The 12,383-nt window shown below is 58.2% G+C and carries 15 protein-coding genes; all 15 read left to right on the plus strand.

The genetic code is table 11. The annotated features are described in order from the left end of the window. Positions 1–48 precede the first annotated feature (48 nt). Positions 49–618 (plus strand): anthranilate synthase component II, encoded by a 570-nt coding sequence (locus B5D61_RS01720; protein WP_078811563.1) that lies wholly within the window; start codon positions 49–51, stop codon positions 616–618. Between the two features lie 80 nt (positions 619–698). Further along, positions 699–1,385, plus strand: coding sequence for a hypothetical protein (locus tag B5D61_RS01725; RefSeq protein ID WP_078811564.1), 687 nt, complete (start codon positions 699–701; stop codon positions 1,383–1,385). A gap of 153 nt (positions 1,386–1,538) precedes the next feature. After that, complete coding sequence (locus B5D61_RS01730) at positions 1,539–2,255, plus strand: RlpA-like double-psi beta-barrel domain-containing protein (protein WP_078811565.1); 717 nt, start codon at positions 1,539–1,541, stop codon at positions 2,253–2,255. Positions 2,256–2,490: 235 nt separating this feature from the next. Continuing rightward, positions 2,491–2,670, plus strand: coding sequence for a hypothetical protein (locus tag B5D61_RS01735; RefSeq protein WP_078811566.1), 180 nt, complete (start codon positions 2,491–2,493; stop codon positions 2,668–2,670). A 22-nt stretch (positions 2,671–2,692) separates the two neighbouring features. Continuing rightward, entirely contained in the window at positions 2,693–2,953 is a 261-nt protein-coding gene (locus B5D61_RS01740) for a hypothetical protein (RefSeq protein ID WP_078811567.1), read from the plus strand. 47 nt (positions 2,954–3,000) lie between these two features. Next, complete coding sequence (locus B5D61_RS25560; RefSeq protein WP_139373000.1) at positions 3,001–3,150, plus strand: lmo0937 family membrane protein; 150 nt, start codon at positions 3,001–3,003, stop codon at positions 3,148–3,150. 60 nt (positions 3,151–3,210) lie between these two features. After that, the gene (locus tag B5D61_RS01745) at positions 3,211–3,540 is read left to right on the plus strand and encodes a DUF883 family protein (protein WP_078811568.1); all 330 of its coding nucleotides are present in this window, start codon (positions 3,211–3,213) and stop codon (positions 3,538–3,540) included. Between the two features lie 48 nt (positions 3,541–3,588). Then, positions 3,589–5,415, plus strand: a complete 1,827-nt coding sequence (locus B5D61_RS01750) for an AI-2E family transporter (RefSeq protein ID WP_078811569.1) — start codon at positions 3,589–3,591, stop codon at positions 5,413–5,415. 41 nt (positions 5,416–5,456) lie between these two features. Continuing rightward, a complete protein-coding gene (locus B5D61_RS01755) occupies positions 5,457–6,569 on the plus strand; it encodes a zinc-binding metallopeptidase family protein (protein WP_139373001.1) in 1,113 nt (370 codons plus the stop codon). A gap of 299 nt (positions 6,570–6,868) precedes the next feature. Beyond that, positions 6,869–7,087 (plus strand): entericidin A/B family lipoprotein, encoded by a 219-nt coding sequence (locus tag B5D61_RS27035; protein WP_078811571.1) that lies wholly within the window; start codon positions 6,869–6,871, stop codon positions 7,085–7,087. 56 nt (positions 7,088–7,143) lie between these two features. Beyond that, positions 7,144–7,272, plus strand: coding sequence for a DUF3096 domain-containing protein (locus tag B5D61_RS01765; RefSeq protein ID WP_078811572.1), 129 nt, complete (start codon positions 7,144–7,146; stop codon positions 7,270–7,272). A 26-nt stretch (positions 7,273–7,298) separates the two neighbouring features. Beyond that, a complete protein-coding gene (locus B5D61_RS01770; RefSeq protein WP_078811573.1) occupies positions 7,299–7,559 on the plus strand; it encodes a hypothetical protein in 261 nt (86 codons plus the stop codon). A gap of 83 nt (positions 7,560–7,642) precedes the next feature. Then, positions 7,643–9,790 (plus strand): ATP-binding protein, encoded by a 2,148-nt coding sequence (locus B5D61_RS01775; RefSeq protein ID WP_078811574.1) that lies wholly within the window; start codon positions 7,643–7,645, stop codon positions 9,788–9,790. Between the two features lie 12 nt (positions 9,791–9,802). Further along, entirely contained in the window at positions 9,803–10,945 is a 1,143-nt protein-coding gene (locus B5D61_RS01780; protein WP_078811575.1) for a hybrid sensor histidine kinase/response regulator, read from the plus strand. Between the two features lie 44 nt (positions 10,946–10,989). After that, positions 10,990–12,342 carry a sigma-54-dependent transcriptional regulator gene (locus B5D61_RS01785; RefSeq protein WP_078811576.1) on the plus strand — a complete coding sequence of 451 codons (1,353 nt, stop codon included), beginning with the start codon at positions 10,990–10,992 and terminating at the stop codon, positions 12,340–12,342. The last annotated feature ends 41 nt before the right edge of the window (positions 12,343–12,383 follow it).

Here is a 12,383-nt window from a genome sequence, read left to right on the forward strand (position 1 = left end):
GCCGCCCCTTGCAATTCCAGGGGATGCGCGGATGGTTTCAGCAAAGCCATGCTGCTGATCATCGACAACTACGACTCCTTTACCTACAACCTCGTCCAGTATTTCGGGGAGATGGGGGCGACCATGCAGATCCATCGCAATGATCAGATCACGCTGGAGGAGATTGCCAAGCTAAAGCCGGATCACATCTGCGTGTCTCCCGGCCCCTGCACGCCAAAGGAGGCGGGGATCAGTTGTGATGTGATCAAGACCTTTGGCCAGAGCACGCCGATCCTCGGGGTGTGTCTGGGGCACCAGAGCATCGGCCATGTTTTCGGCGGCGATGTGGTGCGCGCGGGGCGTCTCATGCATGGGAAGACCTCGGTGATTCGGCATCAGGGCCAGTCGGTCTTTAAAGATCTGCCGCAGCCTTTCACCGCCACGCGGTATCACTCGCTGCTGGTGAAGCGGGACACGCTGCCGAAGTGCCTGGAGATCACAGCTGTGGCAGACGATGATGAGAGTGAGATCATGGGCCTGAAGCATAAGGAACTGCCCATTCATGGCGTGCAGTTTCACCCCGAGTCCATCCTGACTCAGGAGGGGAAGAAGCTCCTGAAGAACTTCCTGGAGATGTAGCCATCTTTGGAGGTTGAGGTGGGGCCTGTGGATGGGGCCAATGCGATATCCATGAGAGCGATGTGACGACGTGACATGCTATGACTTACCTCCTCACTTTCCTGGCAGGTTTCATCTGCGGCACCGCCACGTGGCTGCTGTATATGGCTTTCCGTTTCGTGATGGGGGTGAAGGCGGCTCAGCGTGAGATTGCCGAACATGCCGGGGACCTGAATGGGCCTAAGGATCAGGAGGCGCTGCAAGCGGTGGAGGCATGTAAAAACCGTCTCCGCTGGCAGAAGCGGGTGAACCCGGAGTGGCTGCCGCCGCTGGTGGATGAGGTGCCGCAGCTCGTGCGGGAGATCGCGCGGATCTACTACCCGCAGCATCCAGAACCGCTGCTGGCACCGGGACTGAGCCAGTTTAGCAGGGCGGTGCATCTGGCGGCGCTGGACCTGTCCAATTTCCTGCAAAACCGCTCCATCGGTCGTCTCGTGGATGTCAGCGCCAGCACGGCGGTGAAGACCTGGGAGATGACGCATAAGATCGCCAATCATGAGGCCGTGCAGACGGCTGGGAAGTGGTATAAGCGCCTGCTGCCCGTATGGCAGGTGCTCAAATACAAGTCCCCGATGGTGTGGGCGGGTGTGGCGGTCTCCAACGTGGCCGCACGCACGCTCCAGCCGGCCATCATTGATATCCTGGCGCGCCGGACGATGGACCTCTACAGCGGCCGCATCGGGCGCAGTCAGGCCGCGCCGCCGATCCAGCCGGTGGAAGAGGTGTGAGGGGGGGAATCGGCGGAGAGTGGGAAACTCCGAACTTGGCGGATTTCAGGGATCCCTTATTTTTCGCCCTCTTTAAAATCACGGTGGTTATAGTTTTTATATTGCGGATTCTTAAAATAATCCGTATAATTTACTAACTCCATAATTACCATCATGAACACAACCCGCCTGCTCCGTTGTTCGGTGGCTCTTTCGGTGACCGCCGCGTCACTTTCCCTTTCGTCCTGTGCACTTTCCCCCTTGGAGGCGATTGGTTGGGCCAGCCCGCAGCCGAAAGAAGGTGCCCCTTTGCAGCCCGGCGTGCGCTATGAAGTGCGCAAGGCCTTGGCGGCAGGGGTACCCTTCCGCCCCAAAGAGATGAAGCGCTACTACTTCGTCATGGAACAGCCGCGCCCACCCCTGCTGGCGGCGACCCAGAAGCCGGGTAGCTACATGAATGTGCGGACCACGGCCTACTGTCATGATGAGGCGGACCATCTGGCCTACGGCATGAAAACGGCCCTCGGCACGCCGTTGCAGTTTGGCAGCATCCGCAGTGCAGCGGCGGATTGGTCCCGCTACCCGGTTGGCACTCGGTTCCGCATCGCGGGTCAGCCCGATGTGGTGTATGAGGTGGATGACTATGGCAGTGCGCTGGTAGGCACGGGCACGATCGATCTTTATAAGCCTAACCAAAACATGATGGATGACTGGGGCGTGCGGCATGTGGACATCGAGGTCCTGCATTGGGGATCCTATGCCCGCAGCATGGAGATCATGCGGGATCGCATCCGCTGGCCGCATGTGCGACACATGGTGGAGGATATCCAGGCCAAGGTTTATCAAGCCACCTTGCAGAGTCTGAAAACTCCTATGACAGCATCCTTATAATTGGTTAGGAAGGGAATCACCCTCAATGCTTGGACAAGCCGCTCTCAGGAGCGGCTTTTTGATTTTTAGATTGTGCGAACTGCATGATTTTTCCTGGTGCTTTGCAAGGAAGCAGCCGTTTAAGCACTCAACGTTAATTCTGTGGGTGAGTTTAAATCGTTGGTTGTCAGTAGTTTAGGGTGTTCGGAAACGGTGGCACTGCCTCTGCGAAAGAGTGTCTCGCACCTTACCCGCTATGATCAGCACCGATCCAAGTACTCCCAACCTGCACCTTCGCGTCATTTCTGCGGCCATCGTTTTATTAGCGATGACAGCAGCTGTGAGCGGAGTTGCCGGGAGTGCGTCGGTGTTGGTTTGGGTGGTGGCGCTGATCGCCCTGACTGTGTTCGGGGCGAGCTTTTATCTGAAATCTTAACGTCCATCCCTTCCTTTTTACCATGACTCCCACACCCCGCACTGAAGCAGTCCTGCATGATACGGCCAATGACTTCCGCGCTCTCGGCGCTGCCGTGAAGCAAGATCTGAACAACCTCCGCGAGGAGGCCCGCACTCGTATCGATGGCTGCACCCATAAGGTGGTGCAGGACGCGAATCAGAACCTGGATCGTCTGCGCAATTTTGCCCAGGAAAACCCTCTGCGTGCGCTCGCTTATGCCGCGCTGGGCGGAGTCTTCGTGGGGCTTTACATGCGTCGCTGATCTCAGCGCAATCCTCTTTTCAACGTAACCTCCAACTAACAAATATTATGTTATACACCGTCGCTGTCATTCTTCTCGTCCTCTGGCTGTTGGGTCTCGTCACCAGCTACACCCTCAGCGGATTCATCCACATTCTGCTGGTGCTGGCCGTGGTCAGTATCCTTGTCCGTCTCATCCAGGGACGTCGTCCGATTTGATCGGCCTAACAGATTTTATTTCGTCCGTTCAATCCTTCAACATTCAACTCCTCTACTTCCATGAGCCTGCTTTTTAAACGCAAACCCTTGAATACCACCGAGCGCTTTCAGCACAGTCTGCGCACCATCTCCGATGAAGCCAAAGGCATCCTTGATAGCCTCGGCCAAGATTCCCAGGCCTACACGGGCCAGATCAAAGAACGCCTCTCCGGCATCGCCGATTATGCTGGTGAAGCCAGCCATGAGATCGAGCGTCAGATTCGTCGTAATGCTTCGCAATTGAATAAGGTCGTGCACAATCGGCCCTATGAATTCCTGGGGGTCGCCGTCGGCGTAGGCCTGCTGTTTGGCTTATTGCTCTCCAGCGGCAGCAGCAGCCAGCGTCGTTGATCTCCACCCGCCAGACCCGTCTCGCACGTCGTCTGGAACTCTACCCCCATGGAAGCGCTTCAGCTTCATCTGATCCCTCTGATCCGGCTCGCCACGGTGGCTCTCACCGTGGCGATGCTATGGTGGGGTCGAGAGTTTCTCATGCCGCTGGCCATGGCGGCACTTTTGACCTTTCTTTTGACGCCGGTTGTTTCGTTCTTCAAACACCGGCTTCGATTCAGTTGCACGCTGGCGGTGATTACGGTCACCTTGCTTTCGTTCTCCTTTCTAGGCAGCGTGTTTTGGGCACTGGGCTTGCAATTACGAGACCTCGCGGAGGAACTGCCGAGCTACCGCACCACCATCCAGCAGCGGATTTCCAGCCTGCGTGAGGTGGGGAATAACCGCGTATTGGAGCGCTTGTCCGATCTCGCCCGAGATGTCTCGGGACAGGCTAGCCAGCCGGACCCTGGAGTTAGCAGCGCGCCTGCGGAGCCCCCCGTTTTTATCGAGCGTTCGACCAACAAGCTTCAGGAGACGGTCATGTCAGCCGGGGCGCTGCTGGCGGATAGTTTGGGCACAGCGGCGGTGGTGGTGGTCTTTGTCATCTTCATGCTGCTGCGCCAGCAGGATTTACGAAACCGGGTGATCCATCTGGTAGGCTACAGCCGCCTCACCACCACCACCCGGGCGCTGGATGAAGCTGCCTCTCGAGTGAGCCGGTATCTGCTCATGCAGACGCTGATCAATACGGTCTATGGTCTGATGCTCGGTTTGGGTTTTTGGCTCATCGGGCTGCCTTACGTCGTGTTATGGGGGGCCTTAGCTGCCATTTTTCGGTTCGTGCCTTACATCGGTCCCTGGATTGCGGCGATCTTGCCCACGGCGCTCAGCTTGGTGGTCTTTGATGGCTGGACGCAACCCTTGTTCGTCATCACTCTCATCGCCTCGCTGGAGCTGCTTACCAATATGATCCTGGAGCCGATGCTATATGGACACAGTGCTGGAGTGTCAGACATCGCTTTGCTGATCGCCATCCTTTTCTGGACTTGGGTGTGGGGCTCTGTCGGGCTGCTTTTGGCCACGCCTCTGACGGTGTGTTTGGTGGTGTTTTGCAAATACATTCCCGAGATGCACTTTGTGGAGGTGCTCATGGGGGAAAAGCCCCAGGTCCAACCCTCCCTCTTGGTCTTTCAGCGGCTCTTGGTGGGGGATGTGGAAGAGGCGGAGAGCTTTGTGCAGAACTCTGTCCGTGAGCGGGGAGCCGAGCCGACGATCGATCAGGTGCTGCTCCCAGCGGCCGTGCAGGTGAGGCGAGAAATGCTGGCGGGCAGGCTGAATCGGGAGGAGACAGAATCGATCCTCGGCACCTTGTCGGAGTTAGCGGATGAAGCTGAGCCGAATGGGGAGGACCTCCTTGAGCCTCCACCCTCTGAAACCCGTCCTCTATTGCTCTGCCGGAGCTTTGACGCCTCCGCAGACGCCATCGCGCTACGTTGGCTGGAGCGCCGCCTCGCCCCTGGGTTTTTGAAGTGGGAGTCCATTCCGAAATCGGCCCTCGTCTCAGAAGTGATTGAGCAGGTGGAGCGCCTGCAGCCGCGCCTCGTCTGCATCAGCGCCGTGCCTCCCGGAGTGAGCAGTCAGGCCCAGATCCTGTGCAAACGCCTCCGCCATCGCTTCCCTGAGCTGCAGATCCTGCTAGCCCGATGGGGCGGACAGACGGCGGAAAGCACTTTAGAAACCGGTGCCTCCTGGGTGGTCACGACCACTGAAGCGGCCCGGGAGCGCCTCACCGAGGCCCTGCGGCTGGACCGCCCTGTCGCGAATGAAGAGGATGGCGGAAAAACTAAAAAAAATGAGGCCTCATTCGTCGCGTCACGACGATATGGCTTGTGATGACTTTACCCGTCGGGCAAATCACCCGACACCCTCGTTTCATGAGAACCTACACCTGTGTTTGCGGTCAGCCCGTTTTCTTTAACAATAGCGTCTGCATCTCCTGCGGTCGGGCCGTGGGTTTTGATCCTCAGACACTCGAGATGAGGTCTATGAATCTGACTCCAGAGGGCACATTGGAGGATGCCGTGGTCATCCCCATGCCGAAGAAACGCGGACTCTTCCGCCGCACGCCAAAGCCCCCTGCGGCCCCCCGTTTCCGCTACTGTGCCAACCTCAACGTTTGCGCCTGCAACTGGCTCATCCCACTGGAAACGGACCCGACCGTGACCCTCTGCGCCGGCTGCACCACCACGAGGGTGATCCCTGATCTCTCCAAACCGGAAAACCCAGAGCGCTGGATCAAGCTCGAAACGGCCAAGCGGCGGCTGCTTTACACGCTCCTGGATCTGAAGCTGTGGGGACCGCAGGCGCGCTTGCAGCCGCCCTTCCCCCTGGTTTTCGACTTTCTAGAGGATGTGCCTGGCCAGCCGCCAGTGCTGACCGGCCACCAAAATGGGGTCATTACCCTGAATGTGATGGAGGCCGATGATGATGTGCGGGAGCGGAATCGCCTGCAGATGAAGGAGCCGTATCGTTCCTTGCTCGGGCACTTCCGCCATGAGTCAGGCCACTATTACTGGGACATGCTCATTCGCGACGGCCTCTGGCTCACGGAGTTTCGCACGCTCTTCGGGGATGATACCCAGGATTATTCAGCGGCTCTCCAGCGCAATTACGCGGAGGGCGCCCCTCTAGGTTGGGAGACTGGCCATATCAGCTCCTATGCCGCCTGTCATCCCTGGGAAGATTGGGCAGAAACCTGGGCACACTGGCTGCATATGCGTGACACGCTGGAGACGGCCGAGGCGGCTCAATGCCAGAGTAACATCCCGCGCCCGAAGATCGACACCTCCATCCTATGTGGTGAGGGCCAGACCCCCACGCCAGAGATGCAGGCGTTTGGCGAGCGTATGGGCCGCTGGGTCGCTCTCACGACCCTCGTGAATGAACTCACGCGCAGCATGGGCCAGCCAGATGCTTATCCCTTTGTGTGTAGCGGTGAAGTCTTGAAAAAGCTCTACTTCATCGATCGCGTGGTCGGCGCTTTGTGAGCAGAGACGGGGGCTAAACACGGAAAAACGGGCGTTATGCAGTTCCAGATCGGGGATGCTATGTCTTCTTGCGCCTTTACATTGAGCGCTATTGCAGACTGCAAGTCGGGTATGTTAATGTATCGTGCATAAAGCCTGAAAAACCTAAGATCAAAGATGGAGCGAGAGAGTGTAAGGCTCTGGTTATCAATGGGTTAAGATGTCGTGAAGGGCCTTGGCAGGGGCTCTGCACTAGAGGGAGGAGTGAAGGCTGCAAAGCCTCTGTGTTTGACTTCCAAAACTCATACCCCCTTCCACCCATGAAAACCATTCAAGATTCCCCTGCTGTCACTTCCGCTTCCCAAGACGAAACCATCGCTCAAAAACTGGCCCTGTTTGTTTTCGTCTTTGGAATGCTGATTCTGACCACTTCTTTCCTCAGCAGTTGCAATACCACCCGAGGCCTGGGCCGCGATGTCCAGAAAGTGGGCAATACCATCGAACGAGGTGCCGACCGCGTGCAGGCCAACATGCCATGAGCCCACGGCTCTGACCTCCTCTCAATGATAACAACCCCTCTTCCCCCGATCTCCTCATGAGTGCCAACTTGACCCCAATCATGTCCATCGTCGCCGGTATCTGCGTGCTGATCTTTCCCCAGCTCCTGAACTACGTGGTGGCCATTTATCTCATTCTCACAGGCATCCTTGCCCTGATGAAATGATCAGCCCCCTTCAACCACTTCCCCCTATGACTCCTGTTCAACAACGCATCCAGACGGCTTTCGGCGCGATTCTCGCCCTCCTGGTCGGTCTTACACTCACGCTTGTCAGCTGCCGCGACAAAACGGTGAGCCTGAACCCAGATCCCTCCATGAGTGAGAAGATCAGCGATAAAATCGATGATGCTCTCGACCGCCGCCCAGGCGAAAAAGTGCTCGATGTCGTGGAGGATGTCGAAAAAGCAGGTCGTGATATCGAGGAAAGTGTGAAGGAAGCTGTCGAAAATTAAGTCTGACCCCCAGCCCATTCTCCTGCCTGGTGGATCAAGCCCCAGGCAGGTTTTTGGTTTCAGATACCCCCCTCTTAGCCTGCATGCTCCGCTCCTGGCACGGTCTGTTTCTTATCTTCACTACGCTGCTGCTCCTGCTCGTCATGGGCACGGTGGTGCGCAGTGGCCGCTTGGCTGAGGAGGGCAGTGAATTGGTGACTCATACGAATGAGGTGATTGGTGAATATCTGCGCCTCCGCGCCATCGTGACCGAGGTGGAGTCCTCCACTCGTGGTTATGCCATGACCCGCCAGGTGGAGTTGCTCAAGCCTCTGGAAAGAGCCCGTCAACAAGCTACCGCCGTGCTGGCACGACTACGTAAGCAGACCGCGGATAATGCTGATCAACAAAAGATTCTTCCAGAACTGACCGCGCTTGTGGAGAAGCATCTGGATTACCAGCAGCAGCTGGCCGATACAGCGACGGGAGGAGACGCGGATCAGCCCCTGCGTCAGATCATTAGCAACAGTCAGGGCGTGGCCGAGCAGATGCAGCACATGCTGGATCAAGGCATCCTGACCGAGCGCAGCCTGCATGCCGGTCGTGAGAACCAACTGCGCAAGGTGCTCCAGACCATGAATGTCACCGGCATCGGCGGTATCGTGCTTGCCGTCATCACGGCCATGGTGAGTTTCATCATGCTTCAGCGCAGCCACCGCTCCGCCATGCGCGCCATCGAGCTGGAGGTGGAAAAGGAGCGAGCCATCGAAGCCGACAGCCAGAAATCCCGCTTCCTGGCCAACATGAGTCATGAGATCCGCACCCCGATGAATGCCATCATCGGTTTTGCCGATTTGTTAGGCGGCCTTGTCAGGGATGAACGCGCCCGTGGTTATCTGCGGGCCATCCAGAGCAGCGGCCGCTCTCTCCTGGATTTGATCAATGACATCCTGGACATCTCACGCATCGAGTCTGGTAAGCTCTCCCTGCGGCCTGAACCCGCGAGTGTGAAAGAGATCGTGGAAGGCGTGGCCGTGGTGGTGAAAAAACTGGCGGAAGATAAAGGACTGGCACTGGAGGCCAAGGTGGAGCGCCAAGTCCCTGCCATGCTCATGGTGGATGCCCTGCGTTTACGTCAAATCTTACTGAACCTCACCAGCAATGCGGTGAAGTTCACGCACAAAGGCCGAGTCAAAGTTCATGTCAGTACCCTAGGCACGCCAAAGCCCGGCGAAGCCTGCACCCTCCAGATCCAAGTTTCGGATACCGGGGTTGGTATCGCGGCCGATGATCTGGAGCGCATCTTCTCCGCCTTTGAGCAGGTCAGCACCCAGAGCCGCAGCGGGGCCCAGGGCACAGGCTTGGGGCTCAGCATCACGCGGCGTTTGGTGGAGCTCATGGATGGGGAGATCAGCGTCAACAGTGAGCTCGGGAAAGGCAGCGTCTTCACCGTCATTCTCCCTGGACTCCCTCCCTCTCAAGCTCCCAATGACCCGCCCAGTGAACACACGGCGAATTTCAATCAGCTACGCCCGGCCACCATCCTGGTGGTGGATGACAATGCGACGAACCGCGAGCTCATCGCCGGGTATCTGCATGGCAGTCATCATGAGATGTTGTTCGCGCAGGATGGCATGGAGGCGCTGGATCTGGCCCGCTCGGCCAAGCCGGATGTGATCCTCATGGACATCCGCATGCCGCGCATGGATGGCAAGTGGGCTCGTCAAATCCTGAAGGAAGATGACCGCACGGCAGCCATTCCTGTGATTGCGCAGACAGCCTCGTCCATGCCGGCCGAGAGTGCCAAGCTGGCAGAGATGTTCGATGGCTATCTGCGCAAGCCGTTTTATCAAAAGCAGTTATACAAGGAACTGGAAAATGTGCTCGGGCACTCCACGATGCGCTTTACCACACCGCGTGAGCACGAGCCTGAACCGCTGAATGTGCCGACGACGGTGATGGAGTCTCTGGACGCCAGCACCACAGCTTCCTGGCCGGGGCTGGCCCCGCGTCTGAAGGCTCTGGAGGAGGGGGATGTGCAACGCTTTCTGGATACCGTTCCCATGCTCGAGATCGGCACCTTTGGGCATCATCTTCACCAGGAGGCGGCACGGCATGATTGTCCGCCTCTCGCACGCTACGCCAGCGCCCTCTTCACCGCCGCTGAGGCCTTTGAGGTGGAGCAGGTGGAGCGCCTGCTGCGGGATTTCCCCGCCTTCTCTCGCCGCATCACCGGCGTCAAGTCAGCCTAACTTTCGCACCCCATGATTGACGATGCTTCCGATCCTTTGAACTCTGAAACCACCGTGCGCGGCGTCGTGCTGGTGGTGGATGATCAGATGCAAAACATCCAGGTGGTGGGCACCGTGCTCACCCGGGAGGGCTATGAGGTCATCCCTGCCACGAGTGGGGTGCAGGCCCTGCAGCGCGTGGCCGCCCGTGTGCCTGACCTCGTGCTGATGGATGTGGTGATGCCGGAGATGGACGGTTTTGCCGTCTGCAAACGCCTGCGTGAGAATCCGAATACAGCCAATCTACCGGTGATCTTCGTCTCCGCTGCAAACGATACGGAGACCGTCGTGCGCGGTCTGGAGGCAGGCGGGGTGGATTACATCACCAAGCCCTTTAACAAAGCCGAGTTGCTCGCCCGGGTGCGCACGCAGGTGGATCTCCAGCGTGCCCGCGAGACCACCGCCCGCATCATGCGCGAACGTGAGAGCATCGTCAGCATGGTGGCCCATGATCTCAAAAATCCCCTCGGGGCGATCCGCTTCAGTGCCCAGACCCTCATGGAGCTTCCTCCAGACCGCACGGATACCGCCAGTGAGCTCACCAATCACATCATCAACACATCCGATCAGATGCTGAAGTTCATCGAGCGCTTTCTCAGCCATCGCGCTCAGGAGGCGGAGCAAGCACGGGGAACTCTCGTCCAAATCTCCACGGATCAGATCAAGGAAATGTTGGCTTCCTGGCATCCTACAGCCAAGCGCAAAAATACCACAATTTCAGTCGCCGCTCCTGAGATACCTTTGCTCACAAGTGGGGATATCATGACTGTGCGACAGATCATTGATAATCTCATCAGCAACGCGGTGAAATTTTCGCCACTTGGCAGCCACATCGCCTGCCAATTGCATGCGGAAGGAAATTTTCTGCACATCGACATTGAAGATGAAGGACCAGGTTTCACCGAGAGCGACCTTGCCCGCATCTTTCAGGACTACACCCGCCTGAGCGCACGCCCCACCGGCGGAGAATCCTCGACAGGTCTCGGCCTTGCCATCGCCAAACGTGGAGCCACCCGGATGGGAGCCGGGCTCAGCATCGAAAATCGCACGGAGGCACAGGGCTGCAAGGCTCGTCTCAGCTTCCCCCTTGTGGCCTCTGAAACCACCCCCGCCTAAGCCCGACTCAGTTCTCTTTTTTAAACTTTCACACACCCCCCGTTATGGACATCCTTATTGTTGACGACGAAGCCAGCATCCGCCGCGCCACCAGCCTGGCCCTGGATGCTGCCGGTCATTATGTTGAAACCGCCGAGAACGGCACCGTCGCCCTCCAAAGTCTCAAAGAAACATCTTTCGATCTCGTGTTGCTGGACCTCTACCTCGGTGAGGAAAATGGCCTGCACATTCTCGAGACCATCCGTCGTGACCATCCCGACGTGCATGTGGTCATCTTCACGGCCAATGCAACCATCCCGAATGCCGTGGAAGCCACCCGGCTGGGCGCCGTGGACTTTCTGGAAAAGCCCTTCAGCCCGGATCAACTCCGCCAGGCCCTGAAGCGCATCACCACCCTGCGTAATCTGGAGCGCAAAGTCGAGGAACTGACCTCCGAGGTGCGCACCCATACGCCTCCGCCTCAGGTCGCTTCCAAGAATCCCGGACTTCAGCGCCAGCTCGATGTCCTTTTCCGGGCGGCAGATACCCAGGCCTCCATTTTGATCCTGGGAGAGAGCGGCACGGGGAAGAGCATGATCGCCCGCGCTATTCATGATCAGAGCCCCTTCCGGGACAAGCCCTTCGTCACGGTCAGCTGCCCCAGCCTCTCCCGTGAGTTGCTGGAGAGTGATCTCTTCGGTCATGTCAAAGGCTCCTTCACCGGAGCTCTACGGGATACCTGGGGCAAGGTGAAAGCGGCCGAAGGCGGCACCCTCTTCCTGGATGAAATCGGTGAACTCCCTCTGGAGATCCAGCCCAAGCTCCTGCGCCTGCTGCAAGAGCGCGAGTATGAACGCCTGGGAGAAACCGTGCCTCGTAAGGCCAATGTCCGCGTCATTGCCGCCACCAATCGCGATCTGAAGCACTGGGTGGCGGAGGGGCGCTTCCGTGAAGACCTCTTCTATCGCCTCAACGTCATCTCCGCCTCCATGCCTCCGCTGCGGGAGCGCCCGGAGGATCTCATGGCCTGTGCAGAGAACTTCTTGAAATTCTTTGCCGACCAATTCCGCCGTCGCGTGCGCCGCTTCAGCCCCACGGCACTCATCGCCCTCCGCACTCACTCCTGGCCTGGCAACATTCGCGAACTGCGCAACGCGATCGAACGCGCCGTCATCCTGGCCGAAGGGGAAGAAATCCTCCCGCGCGACCTGCCTGAGGCCACAGTGGTGAATAGTCTCAACGGTTACGATCACGACGTCGAGGTGGGGCAGCGCATCAGCATTGAAAAGCTGGAGTGCGAGCACATCCGCCGTGTGATGGACATCACCGATTCCCTCCAGGAAGCCGCCGAGGTCCTCGGCATCGATGCCGCCACGCTCTATCGCAAGCGCAAGCGTTACCAGCTCGACCGGAATTGAGGAATGTCGTTCCCATGAGTCCAGGGGCCTTTCCAATCCCC

Origin of the sequence: Prosthecobacter debontii (genome assembly GCF_900167535.1) — a bacterium.
Classification (GTDB): domain Bacteria; phylum Verrucomicrobiota; class Verrucomicrobiia; order Verrucomicrobiales; family Verrucomicrobiaceae; genus Prosthecobacter; species Prosthecobacter debontii.

Excerpts from the sequence above, each read along its gene's own strand:
- B5D61_RS01720 (WP_078811563.1), top strand. The coding sequence starts at position 49 with ATGCTGCTGATCATCGACAACTACGACTCCTTTACCTACAACCTCGTC.
- B5D61_RS01775 (WP_078811574.1), top strand. The coding sequence starts at position 7,643 with ATGCTCCGCTCCTGGCACGGTCTGTTTCTTATCTTCACTACGCTGCTG.
- B5D61_RS01765 (WP_078811572.1), top strand. The coding sequence starts at position 7,144 with ATGAGTGCCAACTTGACCCCAATCATGTCCATCGTCGCCGGTATCTGC.
- B5D61_RS01785 (WP_078811576.1), top strand. The coding sequence starts at position 10,990 with ATGGACATCCTTATTGTTGACGACGAAGCCAGCATCCGCCGCGCCACC.
- B5D61_RS01740 (WP_078811567.1), top strand. The coding sequence starts at position 2,693 with ATGACTCCCACACCCCGCACTGAAGCAGTCCTGCATGATACGGCCAAT.
- B5D61_RS01725 (WP_078811564.1), top strand. The coding sequence starts at position 699 with ATGACTTACCTCCTCACTTTCCTGGCAGGTTTCATCTGCGGCACCGCC.
- B5D61_RS25560 (WP_139373000.1), top strand. The coding sequence starts at position 3,001 with ATGTTATACACCGTCGCTGTCATTCTTCTCGTCCTCTGGCTGTTGGGT.
- B5D61_RS27035 (WP_078811571.1), top strand. The coding sequence starts at position 6,869 with ATGAAAACCATTCAAGATTCCCCTGCTGTCACTTCCGCTTCCCAAGAC.
- B5D61_RS01730 (WP_078811565.1), top strand. The coding sequence starts at position 1,539 with ATGAACACAACCCGCCTGCTCCGTTGTTCGGTGGCTCTTTCGGTGACC.
- B5D61_RS01770 (WP_078811573.1), top strand. The coding sequence starts at position 7,299 with ATGACTCCTGTTCAACAACGCATCCAGACGGCTTTCGGCGCGATTCTC.
- B5D61_RS01735 (WP_078811566.1), top strand. The coding sequence starts at position 2,491 with ATGATCAGCACCGATCCAAGTACTCCCAACCTGCACCTTCGCGTCATT.
- B5D61_RS01780 (WP_078811575.1), top strand. The coding sequence starts at position 9,803 with ATGATTGACGATGCTTCCGATCCTTTGAACTCTGAAACCACCGTGCGC.
- B5D61_RS01745 (WP_078811568.1), top strand. The coding sequence starts at position 3,211 with ATGAGCCTGCTTTTTAAACGCAAACCCTTGAATACCACCGAGCGCTTT.
- B5D61_RS01750 (WP_078811569.1), top strand. The coding sequence starts at position 3,589 with ATGGAAGCGCTTCAGCTTCATCTGATCCCTCTGATCCGGCTCGCCACG.
- B5D61_RS01755 (WP_139373001.1), top strand. The coding sequence starts at position 5,457 with ATGAGAACCTACACCTGTGTTTGCGGTCAGCCCGTTTTCTTTAACAAT.